The organism is Janthinobacterium sp. BJB401, from assembly GCF_013372745.1.
In the GTDB taxonomy this organism is placed as follows: Bacteria; Pseudomonadota; Gammaproteobacteria; order Burkholderiales; family Burkholderiaceae_D; genus Janthinobacterium; species Janthinobacterium rivuli.
On record NZ_JABXFH010000076.1, the window covers coordinates 1 to 15,686 of the forward strand.

Below are 15,686 nucleotides of genomic sequence, written 5' to 3' on the forward strand. Positions count from 1 at the left end.
TCGTTTCCTTGAACTTGCCGTAGCTCAGCAGTTTTTCATGGCGCGCGGCCAGCAGGTCCTTGGTTTTCATGCCGTGGAACTGGCGCAGGGTGTCGGCCAGTGCGCGCTTGAGCAAGGTCGCCATCTGTTTCGGATCGCGGTGGGCGCCGCCCAGCGGTTCATTGATGATCTTGTCGATCAGGCCCATGGCTTTCAGGCGGTGCGCCGTCAAACCCAGCGCTTCGGCCGCGTCGGAGGCGCGCTCGGCGCTCTTCCACAGGATCGAGGCGCAGCCTTCCGGCGAGATCACGGCGTAGGTCGAGTATTGCAGCATCAGCACGGCGTCGCCCACGGCAATCGCCAGTGCGCCGCCGGAACCGCCTTCACCGATGATGGTGGCGATCAGCGGTACTTTCAGTTCGGCCATCACGTACAGGTTGTGGCCGATGGCTTCCGACTGGCCGCGCTCTTCCGCGTCGATGCCGGGGAAGGCGCCTGGCGTGTCAACAAAAGTAAAGATCGGCAGGTTGAACTTTTCAGCCACTTTCATCAGGCGCATGGCCTTGCGGTAGCCTTCCGGCTTCGGCATGCCGAAATTGCGCATGGCGCGCTCTTTCGTGTCGCGGCCCTTCTGGTGACCGATGACCATGCACGGCTGGCCATTGAAGCGGGCCAGGCCGCCGACGACGGACAGATCGTCCGCGTAGCTGCGGTCGCCATGCAATTCGTGGAAATCGGTAAAGATTTCATTCACGTAATCCATGGTGTAAGGGCGCTGCGGGTGGCGCGCGATCTGCGCCACTTGCCAAGGCGTCAGCTTGGCGTAGATATCTTTGGTCAGCTGCTGGCTCTTCTTGGCCAGGCGGTCGATCTCTTCCGAGATGTCGACGGCCGAATCGTCTTGCACGAAGCGCAACTCTTCGATCTTGGAATCGAGTTCCGCGATCGGCTGTTCAAAATTGAGGAAAGTCGTTTTAGTCATTGTACCTCCAGGTTTTACCGGCCACGGCGCCAGGGCGCGCGGCGTCATCTATGTTTATTTTACCGTACCGGCTGCTGCGCCGGGGGCTGCATCGGGTGCGGCAGGGGCGGCTGCAGGGTCGAGACTGCGCCACAAATACCACGTCGCCACGGTGCGCCACGGTTCCCAATTGGCGGAAACTTCGCGCGCATCGCTGCGGGAAACTGGTTCACCGGAGAAATAATTGACGCTGATGCCCTGGATCAAACCGGGGTCGTCGAGCGGCAAGACATTCGGCCGTAACAGATTAAATATCAAAAACATCTCGGCTGTCCAGCGGCCGATGCCGCGGATCTGCACCAGTTCGGCGATGACGGCTTCGTCATCCATCTGGTCCCACTGGCTCGCGTGCACGCGCTTGGCCTTGAAATGGTCGGCCAGGTCGAGGATGTATTCGGTCTTGCGTTTGGACAAGCCGCAGGCGGACAGTTGCTCGGCGCCCGCCTTCAGCACTTGCGAGGGCGTGCATTTCGGGCAAGCGAGCAGCAGCTTTTTCCAGGCAGCATCGGCCGCCTTGGGCGTGATCTGCTGCCCCACCAGCGAACGGGCCAGGGTAGTAAACGGGTCGCTATGGCCGACCAGGTGCAGGTCGCCAAATTGCGGGATGAGCTTTTTCATGATGCGGTCGCGCTTCATCAGCTCGATCTTCGCCTCTTCCCAGTAGGACGGCACCTGGATCACTTGCGCCAAGTCCGTCACCTTGGGGGCTTCCCCGTTTTCCCTGGACGTAGGCATCATGCGCGGCGCCAGTTGGTCGAGCCGTCAGGCTTGTCTTCGAGAATGATGCCCGCCGCCAACAGTTCGGCGCGGATCTTGTCGGACTGCGCAAAGTCGCGTGCCTTTTTCGCCGTGCTGCGCGCCGCGATGGCCGCTTCGATGCCGGCAGCCTCGTCCTGGACGCCGGCGGCGGCGCCGACGGTCGCTTGCAGGAATTGCTGCGGCGTGCGTTCCAGCAAGCCGAATACGCCCGCCAGGCCCTTCAATTGACGCGCCAGGGCTGGCGACTTGCTCTTGTTCACTTCCGTTGCCAGGTCGAACAGGGCGGCCACGGCCAGCGGCGTGTTGAAATCGTCGTCCATCGCTTCGCGCACGCGCACGGCGTGGGCTTCATTCCAGTCGATGGCGCCCTCTTCCACCGCTACGTCGGCCAGCGCCGTGTACAAACGGGTCAGCGACAGGCGCGCGTCATCGAGGTGCACGTCCGAGTAATTCAGGGGGCTGCGGTAGTGCGCGCGCAGGATGAAGAAGCGGATCACTTCGGCATCGAACTTTTGCAGCACTTCGCGGATGGTAAAGAAATTGCCGAGCGACTTGGACATTTTTTCATTGTCCAGGCGCACGAAGCCGTTATGGATCCAGTAATTGACGCTGGTATGGCCGAACGCGCCTTCGGATTGGGCAATCTCGTTTTCGTGGTGCGGGAATTGCAAGTCCGCGCCGCCGCCATGGATGTCGAACTGTTCACCGAGCAAGGCGCAGGACATGGCCGAGCACTCGATATGCCAGCCCGGGCGGCCGCGGCCCCACTTCGAATCCCATTTGACTTCTTCCGGTTCCGATTCTTTCGACGACTTCCACAGCACGAAGTCGAGCGGATCGCGCTTGCCCGTGTTCACGTCGACTCTTTCGCCCGCGCGCAGGTCGTCGAGCGACTTGCCCGACAGCTTGCCGTAGTGGGGGAAATTGCGCACGGCATAGTTCACATCGCCGTCCGCGCCCTGGTAAGCCAGGTCTTTCGCTTCCAGCTGCTCGATCAGGCGCAGCATCTGCGGCACGTATTCGGTGGCGCGCGGCGTGTGGTCGGGTGTCAAAATGCCCAGCGCGGCCGTGTCTTCATCCATGTACTGGGTGAAACGCGTCGTCAGCTGGGAAATCGTCTCGCCGTTTTCCACGGCGCGGCGGATGATCTTGTCGTCGATGTCCGTAATGTTGCGCACATAGGTGACGTCGAAACCGGACGCTTTCAGCCAGCGGTAGATGACGTCGAACGCCATCATCATGCGCGCATGGCCGATATGGCAATAGTCGTAGATGGTCATGCCGCACACGTACATGCGTACCTTGCCCGCTTCCATCGGGACGAATACCTGCTTTTCGCGAGCCAGGGTGTTGTAAATCTTTAGATTGCTCATCGTGCTTTGCAAGTGGAGCGGCCGCCAGCCTGGCAAAACGACAGACAGGCGCGGACACCGGGGGTGCCGCGCCACTGAACTGCCGTGTGCGCCGAAGACTGGTCGACCCGCTATATTGTTGTTCTTGTTTGTTAGAATTAGGGCGTTAGCGGTCAAGTATAACATTGATAAAAACCATACTGGCCCGATATGAATCAGGTTTTTACGATGTTCAACCGAATTTTCATTTCTTTACAATTAAAGCAAGTTTAAAGAAAAATAACGATCAAGGACGCCTTCATGCAAGAAATCAAATCGAAACGCCTGTCTTTCCTGGCCCGCTTTTGTACCGTGTTTGCCGGCCTGACCCTGGGCAGCGCCGTCGTGGCGGCCGCTCCGGCGACCGCCCTCGACCCGACGCCGCACGTGGCCCTGAAAACCAGCATGGGCGAGATCGTGCTGGAACTGGACCAGGAAAAAGCGCCGAAAAGCGTGGCCAACTTCCTGCAGTACGTCAACAGCGGTTACTACAAGGGCACGGTGTTTCACCGCGTCATCGACGGCTTCATGATACAGGGCGGCGGCTTCGACAAGAACATGAAGCAGAAAGCCACCAAGGCGCCGATCAAGAATGAAGCGCAAAACGGCTTGCAGAATGTCACTTACAGCATCGCCATGGCGCGCACGGGCGACCCGCATTCGGCCACTGCGCAATTCTTTATCAACGTCAACGACAATGGCGCGCTCGACTATCCTGGCCGCGACGGCTTCGGCTACACGGTGTTCGGCAAAGTCGTCAGTGGCATGGACGTGGTCGACAAGATCAAGGCCGTGCCCGTGGCCGACAAGGGTCCGCACCAGAACGTGCCGGTCACCCCGGTGGTGATCGAATCGGCGACTTTACTCAAGACAGCGCCCGCAAAACTGTAAAATAGCGTTTTTGCGGCCCCGAACGACACGGGCCGTTGAATCATTTATCATCCAATTTATTAAGGATCATCATGACCTCCGTCATCATCACCACCAATCTGGGCAAGATCACCGCTGAACTGGACGCCGAAAAAGCGCCGAAAACGGTTGCCAACTTCCTGGCCTACATGAAAGCCGGTCACTACGACAACACGATTTTCCACCGCGTCATCGATGGCTTCATGATCCAGGGCGGCGGTTTCGAGCCAGGCATGAAACAAAAGCCAGCCGACACCACCGTGGAAAACGAAGCCAAGAACGGCCTGAAAAACGACACGTACACGCTGGCCATGGCCCGCACGTCGGATCCGCATTCGGCATCGGCCCAGTTCTTCATCAACATCAAGAACAACAGCTTCCTCGACTACCCAGGCCAGGACGGCTGGGGCTATGCCGTGTTCGGTAAAGTCACCGAAGGCAAGGAAGTCGTCGACGCCATCCGCGCCGTGAAAACCTCGCGTGCCGGCATGTTCGCCGACGTGCCAGTGACGGACGTCATCATCGAGAAGGTAGAAGCCGCGTAATCAGGCTTTCGCATCATGAAAAACAGGCATTGCAGCGTTTGCGCTTTTCCATGCACATCACTTTTGGGGAGCGTTGAACGATGACAATGCCTGCCGCACTCTTTATTTCCGACCTGCATCTGCAGAGCTCGCACCCGCGCACCAGCGCGGCGTTTCTTTCTTTCCTCGAACACCATGCGCAATATGCGCAAGCGCTGTATCTATTAGGCGACCTGTTCGAATACTGGGCCGGCGACGATGACCTGGAAGACCCGTTCAATGCGCGCATGACGGCCGCCATCCGCGCCGTCAGCGATGCGGGCGTGCACGTCTACTGGATCGCCGGCAACCGCGACTTTCTCGTCGGCTCCGGCTTTGCGGCCGCCGCCGGCGCCACCCTGCTCAGCGAACCGCATGTGGCCACGCTTGCAGGCCGGCGCATCGTCTTGCTGCATGGCGACGCCGAATGCACGAAAGACGTGCAATACATGGAGTTTCGCGCCATGGTGCGCCAACCCGCCTGGCAAAAACAGTTCCTGTCCATGCCGCTGGCGCAGCGCAAGGCCATCATCGACGGTTTGCGCAAGAGCAGCCGCGAGCACAATGGCGAAAAGGCCATGGACATCATGGATGTCACGTCCGATGCTGTGGCGCAAGTGTTTGCCGAACACGCCAGCACGGTCATGATTCACGGCCATACGCACCGCCCCGCCCTGCATAAAGTCGACGATACCCTGCGCTACGTCTTGCCCGACTGGGAATGCGATGTGACACCGCCGCAACAGCCGCGCGGCGGCTGGATCGCCATCGATACGCGCGGCAACATCACGCGCCACGACCTGAATGGCGACTTCATCGACTAGACGGTCGCTGACCGCGACACGGGCGTTTGTCCGATAGCCGCGCCCGCCTGGCCCTGCTGTAATGGCGCCATGCACCCTGTTTACATCGGCACGGCCGGCTGGAGTATTTCCAGCGCCGCCGCCAGCCACTTCCCCCTCGATGGCAGCCATCTGCAGCGCTATGCCCAGGTGCTCAGCTGCGTGGAAATCAACAGTTCCTTCTACCGTTCGCACCAGAGCGCCACCTATGCGCGCTGGGCCGCCAGCGTACCCGACCACTTCCGCTTCAGCGTGAAATTACCGCGCAGCATCACGCACGAACGGCGCTTGCGCGACTGTGCGGCCGAACTCGATCGTTTTGCGGGAGAAGTGATGCAACTGGGGAATAAACTGGGCTGCGTGCTGGTCCAGCTGCCGCCCAGCCTGCGATTCGAAGCGGACGTGGCTGCCGCATTTTTCCATGCGCTGCGCCAGCGCTTCGACGGCATGCTCGCTTGCGAGGCGCGCCATGCCAGCTGGTTCGAGGCAGGCGCCACCGAGCTATTGAAGATGCAGCGCATCACCCGCGTGCGCGCCGATCCACCAGCCGGGCAGCCGGGCCCGCACGTGCCGACGACCAGCGTGGCCTACCTGCGCCTGCACGGCAGCCCGAGAATATATTATTCGGACTACCCTGCCGATTACCTGGCAGCGCTGGCCGCCGAATTGCACGCATCGGTGCAGGCGGACAGCTGGTGCATCTTCGACAATACGGCGGCCGGAGCCGCCCTGTTCAATGCGCTGGACTTGCAGGCGCGGCTGTCGGACTCATTAGCCGCGCCTGCGCATCGCGCCATTTAAGGCACCGGCATCTGGACGATAGCGCGGGCGGTATAGCCATACAAGGTACCGTTGCCAAAAGCCAGAACCTCCACGATGGGATTGCCCCATGCCAGTTGCGGTGAGGAAATGACCCCGGCCGTATCGATCTTGCGTACGCCATCCTGGCCGCTCAGGTACAGGTTGTCGGCCTTGTCGACGGCCAGACTGGGCATGCCGGCAAAGGACAGGCTGCCCACGCCAGGCCCACCATCGGCATTTTTAGTCGAGTACAAGGTGCCGGCAAACACCGTCACGGTGCCGGAACGATCCGCCTTGAAGATCACTTGATGATAATAGTCATCAAAATACAGATTCCCCTTGCTGTCAAATACCATGCTGTAAGGCAAAACATCTTGCAAGCCGAGATCGCTATCGCCGAAGGAGCGCGTGAGCGTTTCAAAGGACACAAACAAGGAAAATACGCCACCAGGCGGGCGCCGATAAATCCCCCCGCTCAAAGCCTCCGTCCAGGTGACATAGCCATCCTTGTCCACCGCCAGAATATACTGCTGAAGGCCAAAACCGCCTGCTGGCAATGGCTCGACGGTGGACATGATCCCGTCAGCATTGATCTTGCGCAAATTAAAGGAAGGGGAATTCAGCGCCTTGTCCGCCACATACACGGCGCCATCCGCACCACAAGCGATCGCCACGGGGCCGGCCATGGTCGCGCTGAGCCGCGCCCCATCGTCGATGCCGGCGCGGCCGGCAATCCCCGCATAGACTTCCAGCTTGCCGTTCGGCGCCAGCCGGCGCAGCACTTTGCTGGCCGCATCGAGCAGATAGACATTCCCGGCTGGGTCGCTGCACATGTCCGGGGCCCTGACATTGCCCACGCGGGCGGCGGCGCCCACGCCGTCCGCCGGCCCCATACTGCTCAGCATGAGAGGAATAGTCGCGATCCCGTTGCCGGCATCCACCCTGCTCAAGCGCAGCAGGCTGGCATCGAAGACCAGCATGTTGCCTGCATCCCCGATCGATATCTGGGTCAGGCTTTTCCAGTCGAGATATTTTCCTCCCGCGTCAGGCACCAAGCGCCCCACCACCGTCGTCACCTCGCCAGCGGGCGTCATGCGGCGGATGGCATCGCGGTCGGCCAGCAACAAATTGCCGCTACGCTCAAACACCATGCCGCGCACGCCCCTGAAGCTGGCATTGACGCCCTTGCCGTCATAGCCGGTCGTCATCGCATTTCCGGCAACCAGGGAGGCCACGCCATTATTATCAAGGCGATATATCTTGCTGCCGTTAGTGTTGCTCAAGTAAATGACACCGTTGGCATCGACTGCCATCTGGCCCACTCGTCCTGCGCGCGGCAGGCCATTCGGCTCGGCCAACATGACAATGTAGGAACTGACCACGCCAGCTGGCGTCACCCGGCGAACCTGGAGCTGTCCATCATCGACGAGCAGCAAGTCACCGTTCGGATCCATGACCATGCTGGCGATCACGCCAAACCGGGCTTGCGTCCCCGGCCCATCGGCATACACAGGCACGCCATCCGGCTCTGCCGGTGTCGCACTGCAATTGGCACGGCGCTTGCCGGCCAGTGTACTGACCACGCCAGCCGACGTAATTTTCCTTATCTGACCATTGCAGGTGTCGGCCACATACAGGTTCCCCTTGCCGTCGCTCACCAGCGGTGCACGGCCCCCCATGTAAAAAGTCGCGCTGGCGGCAGGCCCGTCAACGGCACCAGCCTTGCCCGGCATGCCGGCGTAGATACTCAGGCTGCCGTCGGGGGCCAGTTTGTGGATCACCTGCGTGGAAGCATCGGCGAAGTAATAATTGCCCGCGCCATCCTGCGCCATGCCATCGACACGCTGGATCCGCTCCTGCACGCCGGCCAGCAGAGTCGGTAGGCAACGCACGGCCAGGCTGCTGACGTCCGCGCTGCCCATGGTCGCCGCGCCTTGCGCGATGCTGCAAGCGAGGCCTGCGGAAGCGCTGTCGACCTTGCCTTCATAACTGGCGCCCGCCGCCAGCTTGCCGGCAAAGCTGAACGGACCGTTGGCCGTGACGGTCACTTTATCCGTGCCGTTCGCCAGCACGACGCTGGCGCCAGGCAGCAGGCCGCTGACCGTGCCGCCCAGCAAATAGCGCGGCGTCTCGACCGGCACCACGGGTGTCGGTGGCGGCGTGGACGTGCCGCCGCCGGAACCGCCGCCACAGGCGCTCAGCAGCGCCAACAGGGCGACGCCGCCACCGGCACGCCTGAACAGGTTTTGTACTTCTCCAAAGCAATTTATCATTTCTGCTTTCATGGTTGCGGCGACATGCACGCCAAAAGTTATCAAGTAAAATTTTCAAACACGCAACATTATAGTTTCCTTGTAGATAGAAAAACATGAATATGTTGACATTTGAATTTTCACTGTTATAGTTAACTACAACACCAACTCAATACATCACGGAGCTTCGATGTCTACAGCATTTTTCATGCGCCGCACCGCCCCACCCTTGTCGGAGCGCATCCCATGAGCGCGGAATGGAATGACAATAGCCCCATCTACCGCCAGCTCAAGGCCAGGGTAGTGGGCATGATGCTCGATGGCGTGCTGCAATCTGGCGACGCCTTGCCTTCGGTGCGCCAGGTGGCGGCCGATTATCAATTGAATCCCATCACGGTCTCGCGCGCCTACCAGGAACTGGTCGACGATGCCCTGGTGGAAAAACGCAGAGGACTCGGCATGTATGTACTGGAAGGCGCCCGCGACAAATTGCTGGCCAGTGAACGCGAACGCTTCCTGCGCGAAGAATGGCCAGCCTTGCTGGAACACATCACGCGCCTGGGCCTTGACCTCGATCAACTATTGCAAGCGAGCCGCGACGCCGGCGCACACGGAGAGAACGCATGAATGCATTGAACAAGGACAGCGTCATCAGCGCGCGCGGCCTGCGCAAGCAGTATGGCAAGCAGGTGGCCATCAATGGCATCAGCTTCGATATCGCGCCGGGGCGCATCGTCGGCTTGATCGGGCCTAACGGCTCCGGCAAGACCACCACCCTGAAAGCCATCCTGGGCCTGACGGGTTTCGAAGGCGATCTGTCGGTGCTGGGGCGCGACCCGCGCACGCAGCGCGACGCGCTGATGGATGACGTGTGCTTCATCGCCGACGTGGCGATTTTGCCGGGCTGGCTGCGCGTGGCCGACGCCATCGATTTCGTTGCCGGCGTGCATCCACGTTTCGACCGCAGCAAGGCTGAACGCTACCTGGCCCACACCAAACTGTCGCCGAAAATGAAGGTCAAGGCCATGTCGAAGGGCATGGTGGTGCAACTGCACCTGGCGCTGGTGATGGCCATCGACGCCAAACTGCTGGTGCTCGACGAGCCGACCCTGGGCCTGGACATTCTTTACCGCAAGCAGTTCTACCAGAACCTGCTGGAAGACTATTTCGATGAAAACAAGACCATCGTCATCACCACGCACCAGATCGAGGAAGTGGAACACATCCTCAGCGACCTGATGTTCATTCGCGACGGCCAGATCGTGCTGGCGTCGAGCATGGAAGAAGTAGGCGAGCGCTACATCGAGGTGATGGTGGGCCCGCAGCACGTCAATCCGGCGCGCGCCCTGCAGCCGATCAGCGAACGCAGCGTGTTCGGCAAGTCGGTGATGCTGTTCGATGGCGTCGCCCGCACCCAGCTGGCGGCCCTCGGCGAAGTACGCACGCCCAGCCTGGCTGACCTGTTTGTCGCGACCATGAAAGGATCGTACCAATGAGTATTTCCCCTGTAAACAAGATGCAATGGCTGCTCCGTCGCGAGTTGTGGGAACACAAGGGCATGCTGGTGTGGACGCCGGCCCTGATCGGCGTCGTCATGACGGTGCTGGGCTCCCTGATGGCGATAGGCACCATCGCCAAGACCAAGATGCGCACGGCACTCATCGTCAACGGCGAGGAAATTTCCTGGAGTACCGTCTTCAATACGCGCTCCTTTGGTCCGCGCCGCACGGAAATCATCGACGCCGTCGCCAACAACTATACGTACGCGGCCGCGCCGCTGTTCCTGGCGCTGGGTTTCCTCGTGTTTTTCTATTGCCTGAGCGCCCTGCATGACGACCGCCGCGACCGCAGCGTGCTGTTCTGGAAGTCGCTGCCCATCTCGGATGCGCAGACGGTGCTGTCGAAAGCGGCCGTCGCCCTGCTGGTCGCGCCGCTGATCGTGGCCGCCGCCGCCAGCCTGACGTCGCTGGCCCTGATCCTGATCCTCAGCGGCGTGCTGGCGGCCAACGGCATCCACGTGTTTGCCGAACTGCTGGCCACCCCCGGCCTGTACCTGGGACCGCTGCGCGTGTTCGGCTTGCTGCCCGTATATTGCCTGTGGGCCTTGCCGACGGTCGGCTGGCTGCTGATGGTATCGAGCTGGGCCAAGTCGAAAGTCTTCCTGTGGGCCGTCGGGGTGCCGCTGCTGCTGCTCATCCTGACCGTCTGGGCCGGCAAACTGGCGCAGACGGAAAGCGGCGTCGACTGGATACAGATGAATGTCATCGGGCGCGCCCTACTGGGCACTCTTCCCGGCAGCTGGTATCTATTCGAGCCGGAACTGCTGCCACGCATGCACGCCCTGGCGGAAGGGGGATCGCACATGACACGCATCGATGTCTTCAGCAATTCCTGGTCGAGCCTGGCCTTGCCTGCCGTCTGGCTGGGCGCGGTGGCAGGTGCGGCGCTGATTTACGCCGCCATCCGCCTGCGCCGCTGGCGCGAGGAAGGCTGACAGCGCACTGTCTCTTGCCCTAAAAAACGCCCCGCCCGTCGGGGCGTTTTGCATTTTCCGCCCCATTCAAGTCAATGAAACAATAACTACTTCATTGATAGTTATTATGAAAAATCCTTTTCATTCAATACCGGCTATCCGATCGATAGTAATAAATCGATATGATAATTACAAATAATTATTTCTATCGTATTTTATTCCCAATCACATTTGATAATCACCACACAAAAAAGCAACAACTAGCAATTCGATAGCGATATGTTTTTTGGATAAAAGACGCAGAAACACTGGCGTATGTTGGCAGATTCAGCCGGAAAGCTCCATTTCGTGACAATTCGTGATGATTGGTGAAAGCAAAGCTTGACAGAATAGAGTCATGAAAAATGATAAAAATGAAATTGAAAGTTTCAGAATTGAAACTATCATCAGAGTGGGAGAAGATAGGCATCGCCTGTAAATACCGCGCCCCGCGAGTGAATATCAGCTGGCAATCCAGTTGCAATAGAAACAAAAGACAAAAAAATGATGCCGCATGAAACAACTATAAAAATGGCATTTTTATAGTTTCTAAATAAATGTTCTGTTGTGCCAGCGTTTTTTTGCCAGTTATGTTTTACTTGCCACTATCGACATCGGTAACACCCAAGTTCGACCACGGCCCAAGCCTCGCCGGAGCAAGCAAGGAATCGAATCAGATTATTGATTTTTTATTATTTTAGAAAATTGAACGAGTACATAACCTTTTCCGGAGACTTCCAAATGGCCACCACCCAAAATCCAGCCCAAGTTCCCGTCAATGCCGAAGGCGCAGCCGCCAGGATCACGACGCCGGCAAAAAAAGCCGTCAATCCAAAAGACGGCGAGCGCAAGCAGTATGACGAAGACGAACTGATCAAAGGGGCCGATGCCAGCGCGACCATGCCGCCTGAAAATGTCGTGGAAGTCACGGGAAGCGCCGAAAGCGGCAATGCCGCCGCCCTGGGCACGGCCGCGGCGCTGGCTGCCGCAGCCGCCCTGGCAGCCGGCGGCAGTGGTGCGGCCGCCGGCCAGGCGGGCAACGGCGGTGCCGATTCCGGCACGCCGCAAAGCGACAACAACGGTGGCGCCGCTGGTGCTGGCGCCGGGGCGGCCGGCATCCCCAGCGGCAGTGTGGTCGATGTCGCCGGGGCTTCGGCTGGCGCGGGTGCAGGTGCCGGCGCTGCAGGCGGGCTGGGCGGACTTGGCGTGCTGGGCGCGCTCGGCGGCCTTGGCCTGGTTGCCGCCGCGGCAGGCGGTGGCGGAGGCGGTGGCGCAGCAGCGGGCGGCTCCGGCACCGGTGGCACGGGCGGTACCGGTGGTGGCACCGGCGGTGGCACGGGCACCGGCGGCACTGGCGGCGGCACGGGCACTGGCGGTACCGGCGGTGGCACGGGGACAGGAGGTACAGGCGGCACCGGTGGCACGGGCGGCTCGACCGGCGGTGGCACGGGCAATCAATCCACCACCACCGTCGTCACCGACGCAGCCATACTGGCCGCCGCCGCGGCTGTCGCCGCCGCCAACAATGCTTTGGCCGATGACGCCGCCGCCGCTGCGGCAGCGGCCACGGCAGCAGCTTCGCTGGCAGCGGCGAATGCCGCCATCCTGGCCGACCAACTGGCGGCGCAGGCCGCCGCTGCGGCGGCGGCAGCTTTGCTCGCCGCCAATAACGCCACCAGCGACGACACGCTGGCGGCCAGCACGGCGGCCGTCGTCCCCGGCGCGCAAGCGGCCGCTGGCGCCGCCACGGATGACGACAGCGCGGCCGCCGCCGCGGCCGCCACCGCCGCCATATCCCTGGCCGCCACCACCTCGGCGCAAAATGCCGATGCGGCCGCCGCCACGGCCGCCGCCAATGCCGCCGCCGCGCACGCCGCTGCCGATGCGGCGCAAACGCAAGCGGACCAGAGCAACGCCCCGGCGCTGCAAGCCGTCGCCGATGCCGCCGACGTGGTCGCCGCCGCGGCCAACACCCAGGCAGCGCTGACCGATGCGGCAGCCCTTGGCGTCATCGCGGCCAACGATGCCGCCGCCGCTGCCGCCGCCACGGCGCTGGCCAATGCCACGGACGCCGCCGCGCTGGACCTGGCGGCAACGGCCGCCGCCAACGCCGCCGTCGCCGCAGGCATCCAGGCCAGCTTTACCGATGCCGACGCTCTGGCCCTCATCTCGGATGCGGATGCCGCCGCGTCTGCCGCCGCGACCGAACTTGCCGATGTGACCGATGCCGCCGCCCTGGCCGCCGCCGCCAGCGCCGCCGCCACGGCCGCCGCCGATGCGGCGACAGCGGCCAATGCCAGCGACGCCACGGCACTGGGTATCGCCGCCACCGCCGCCGCGAACGCAGCCACCGCCGCCGCCACGCAGGCGGGGCTGACCGACGCCGTCACCTTGAGCATGGCAGCCGATGCCGCCGCCGGCGTTGCCGCCCAGGACGCCACCATCGCCAACGCCACCGACGCCGTCGCCCTGCAAGCGGCAGCCAATGCCGCCGCGACAAACGCCGCCAATGCCCAGACGCAAGCGAACATGACGGACGCGCCCACCCTGGGCCTGATCGCCGATGCCGCCACCCTGGCATCGGACGCCGCGCAACTCCAGGCCGGCCTGACGGATGCGGCCGCGCTGGCCCTGATTTCCGATGCCGATGCCGCCACGGCGGCCGCCGCCGCCCTGGCCGCCAGTAGCGATGCCGCCGCGCTCGACGCGGCCGCTGCCCTTGCCGCCACGGTGGCGGCTAATGCCGTCGTCACGGCCAGCCTGAGCGACGCGGCCGCCCTGCAAATCACGGCCGATGCAGCCGCCAGCACGGCCGCCAGCGCCGCCACGCAAGCGGCATTGACGGACGCGGCCGCCCTGCAAGTGATTTCCGACGCCGATGCCGCCGCCGCGCTGACGGCGCAAACGACGGCCAACCAGACGGATGCGGCCGCCCTGGCCGCTGCCGACGCAGCCGCCGCCAGCGATGCGGCGAATGCGCAAACAGTGGCCGACCAGACCGATGTCGTCGCCCTGCAGCAAGCGGCCGACCAGGCCGATGCCGATGCCGATGCCGCGAATGCGCAAGCCAGCCTGCTGGACGTCAATGTCGCGCTCAATGCCTTCAATCTCGCCAACCTCGCCGCCCTGGCCGCCAACGTCACGGCTGGCCAAACCAGCGTGCTCGATCTGACGGCCACCGTCAATAGCTTGCAGCTCGGCGCCGATAACGCCGATGTCACTGCCGCCCTGTTCGATGCCACCATTCTTGCCGGCATCTCCACCGCCGATGCGCTGACGGCCACCGGCCTGCAAGCCATCGCCGCCGCGACCGATGCCGATGCACTCATCGCCACGGCGGCATCTGCCGTCTCGGCCGCGGAAATAGCCGCCGGGCTGGACGGGATCGACATCTCGGCCGTCAGCGCGGCTGCCGCGGCGCAGGCTGCCGCCACTGCCGCCGCCGCCACTGCCGCATTGAGCGATGCCGGCGCGCTGGGCCTCATTTCCACCACCGACGCCGCCGCTGAACTTGCCGCCCAGACCGCCGTCAACACGCTGAGCGCTGCCAATACCTTGGCACAAGCGGCAGCCACGGCTGCGCAAAACACGGCCAACCTGACCGACGCCGTGGCACTGGGCCTCGTCTCGACGGCCGCCGACGCGGCCGCGGCCCTGGCCTTGACGACGGCTGGCCAGACCGATGCCACCGCGCTGAGCCTCATCTCGAATGCCGATGCGCTGGTCGCCTCCTCGGCAGCCAGCCTGGCGGCGCTGACGGACGCCACGGCGCTGGGCCTGATCTCGACCGCCGATGCCACCGTGGCCGCCACCCTGCAGACAACGGCCAACCTGACGGATGCCGCCGCACTGGGCCTGCTCGCCACGGCCGCCGCAGCCGCCGCCAATACGGCGACGAATGTTGCCAACCTGACCGATGCGGTAGCCCTGGGCACCCTCTCGACCGCTGCCACCACGGCCGCCAATACGGCTGCCGCCACCGCCTCGCTGACGGACGCCACGGCACTGGGCCTGGTCGCCACGGCCGACGCGGCTGCCGCTGCCGCCCTGCAAACGACGGCCAACCTGACCGACGCCGTGGCGCTGGGCCTCGTATCGACGGCCGCCAACACGGCCGCCAGCACCGCTGCCGCCGTTGCCGGCCTGACCGACGCCGTGGCGCTGGGCACCGTCTCGCCAGCCGCCACGGCCGCCGCCAACACGGCAGCGGCCACGGCCGCCCTGACCGACGCCGTCGCCCTGGGCCTGGTAGCGACCGTCGATGCGGCCGCCGCCACCGCGGCGCAAACGACGGCCAACCTGACGGACGCCGTCGCCCTGGGCCTGGCAGCGACAGTCAATGCCACCGCCTCCACGGCCGCCGCCGCCGTCGCCGGCCTCACCGACGCCGTCCTGCTGGGGACGGCCCACACGCTCAACGTCACGGCCGCCACCGTGGCGGCCACCAAGGCCGCCTTGACGGATGCCGCCGCCCTGACCACCGTCGCCAACAACGATGCCGCGAATGCCGCTTCCCTGGCCGCTTATTCGCAGGCCCATCCTTTCGATGTGGCGGCAGCGCTGGCGGCCACCCTCGCCGCCACCACGGCATCCTTGTCGCTCGCCGCCGCGCAATCGGCGCAGGCCGATGACGCGGCTGCCGCCTCGACAGCAGCCA

12 protein-coding genes are annotated in these 15,686 nt (G+C 63.0%); 8 read left to right on the plus strand and 4 right to left on the minus strand.

Features of this window, described 5'->3' with window-relative positions; genetic code table 11:
- The 3 genes from HWE17_RS27190 to cysS all read right to left on the minus strand — a co-directional run.
- Positions 1-961, minus strand: a 961-nt coding sequence (locus HWE17_RS27190) for an acetyl-CoA carboxylase carboxyltransferase subunit alpha (RefSeq protein ID WP_176390931.1), incomplete at its 3' end; no start/stop codon positions are given.
- 54 nt (positions 962-1,015) lie between these two features.
- On the minus strand, positions 1,016-1,735 hold the full coding sequence (locus tag HWE17_RS27195) for a DNA-3-methyladenine glycosylase (RefSeq protein ID WP_217916910.1): 720 nt from the start codon (positions 1,733-1,735) through the stop codon (positions 1,016-1,018).
- The gene (gene cysS, locus HWE17_RS27200; protein ID WP_176390932.1) at positions 1,735-3,132 is read right to left on the minus strand and encodes a cysteine--tRNA ligase; all 1,398 of its coding nucleotides are present in this window, start codon (positions 3,130-3,132) and stop codon (positions 1,735-1,737) included. Before cysS ends, HWE17_RS27195 begins: the two co-directional genes overlap by 1 nt.
- A gap of 279 nt (positions 3,133-3,411) precedes the next feature.
- On the opposite strand from cysS, the gene HWE17_RS27205 reads away from it, so the two are divergent.
- The 4 genes from HWE17_RS27205 (at position 3,412) to HWE17_RS27220 (ending at position 6,265) form a co-directional block, all read left to right on the plus strand.
- Positions 3,412-4,041 carry a peptidylprolyl isomerase gene (locus tag HWE17_RS27205; RefSeq protein ID WP_176390933.1) on the plus strand — a complete coding sequence of 210 codons (630 nt, stop codon included), beginning with the start codon at positions 3,412-3,414 and terminating at the stop codon, positions 4,039-4,041.
- A gap of 71 nt (positions 4,042-4,112) precedes the next feature.
- Entirely contained in the window at positions 4,113-4,604 is a 492-nt protein-coding gene (locus HWE17_RS27210; RefSeq protein ID WP_034756945.1) for a peptidylprolyl isomerase, read from the plus strand.
- Between the two features lie 86 nt (positions 4,605-4,690).
- Complete coding sequence (locus HWE17_RS27215) at positions 4,691-5,446, plus strand: UDP-2,3-diacylglucosamine diphosphatase (protein WP_176390934.1); 756 nt, start codon at positions 4,691-4,693, stop codon at positions 5,444-5,446.
- Positions 5,447-5,515: 69 nt separating this feature from the next.
- Complete coding sequence (locus HWE17_RS27220) at positions 5,516-6,265, plus strand: DUF72 domain-containing protein (RefSeq protein WP_176390935.1); 750 nt, start codon at positions 5,516-5,518, stop codon at positions 6,263-6,265.
- Here HWE17_RS27220 and HWE17_RS27225 read toward each other — a convergent pair.
- Entirely contained in the window at positions 6,262-8,538 is a 2,277-nt protein-coding gene (locus tag HWE17_RS27225; RefSeq protein ID WP_176390936.1) for a hypothetical protein, read from the minus strand. The two genes, HWE17_RS27220 and HWE17_RS27225, sit on opposite strands and share 4 nt — an antisense overlap.
- Before the next feature lie 225 nt (positions 8,539-8,763).
- On the opposite strand from HWE17_RS27225, the gene HWE17_RS27230 reads away from it, so the two are divergent.
- From HWE17_RS27230 to HWE17_RS27245, 4 genes are all read left to right on the plus strand, one after another.
- Positions 8,764-9,144: a GntR family transcriptional regulator gene (locus HWE17_RS27230; RefSeq protein ID WP_034784016.1), complete on the plus strand. Its 381-nt coding sequence runs from the start codon at positions 8,764-8,766 to the stop codon at positions 9,142-9,144.
- Complete coding sequence (locus HWE17_RS27235) at positions 9,141-10,013, plus strand: ABC transporter ATP-binding protein (protein WP_176390937.1); 873 nt, start codon at positions 9,141-9,143, stop codon at positions 10,011-10,013. The genes HWE17_RS27230 and HWE17_RS27235 overlap by 4 nt, the downstream gene beginning before the upstream one ends.
- A complete protein-coding gene (locus tag HWE17_RS27240; protein WP_176390938.1) occupies positions 10,010-11,011 on the plus strand; it encodes a hypothetical protein in 1,002 nt (333 codons plus the stop codon). The genes HWE17_RS27235 and HWE17_RS27240 overlap by 4 nt, the downstream gene beginning before the upstream one ends.
- Positions 11,012-11,770: 759 nt before the next feature.
- A partial coding sequence (locus HWE17_RS27245) for a hypothetical protein (RefSeq protein WP_217916909.1) occupies positions 11,771-15,686 on the plus strand: 3,916 nt, incomplete at its 3' end.

Excerpts from the sequence above, each read along its gene's own strand:
- HWE17_RS27195 (WP_217916910.1), bottom strand. The coding sequence starts at position 1,735 with ATGCCTACGTCCAGGGAAAACGGGGAAGCCCCCAAGGTGACGGACTTG.
- cysS (WP_176390932.1), bottom strand. The coding sequence starts at position 3,132 with ATGAGCAATCTAAAGATTTACAACACCCTGGCTCGCGAAAAGCAGGTA.
- HWE17_RS27205 (WP_176390933.1), top strand. The coding sequence starts at position 3,412 with ATGCAAGAAATCAAATCGAAACGCCTGTCTTTCCTGGCCCGCTTTTGT.
- HWE17_RS27210 (WP_034756945.1), top strand. The coding sequence starts at position 4,113 with ATGACCTCCGTCATCATCACCACCAATCTGGGCAAGATCACCGCTGAA.
- HWE17_RS27215 (WP_176390934.1), top strand. The coding sequence starts at position 4,691 with ATGCCTGCCGCACTCTTTATTTCCGACCTGCATCTGCAGAGCTCGCAC.
- HWE17_RS27220 (WP_176390935.1), top strand. The coding sequence starts at position 5,516 with ATGCACCCTGTTTACATCGGCACGGCCGGCTGGAGTATTTCCAGCGCC.
- HWE17_RS27225 (WP_176390936.1), bottom strand. The coding sequence starts at position 8,538 with ATGATAAATTGCTTTGGAGAAGTACAAAACCTGTTCAGGCGTGCCGGT.
- HWE17_RS27230 (WP_034784016.1), top strand. The coding sequence starts at position 8,764 with ATGAGCGCGGAATGGAATGACAATAGCCCCATCTACCGCCAGCTCAAG.
- HWE17_RS27235 (WP_176390937.1), top strand. The coding sequence starts at position 9,141 with ATGAATGCATTGAACAAGGACAGCGTCATCAGCGCGCGCGGCCTGCGC.
- HWE17_RS27240 (WP_176390938.1), top strand. The coding sequence starts at position 10,010 with ATGAGTATTTCCCCTGTAAACAAGATGCAATGGCTGCTCCGTCGCGAG.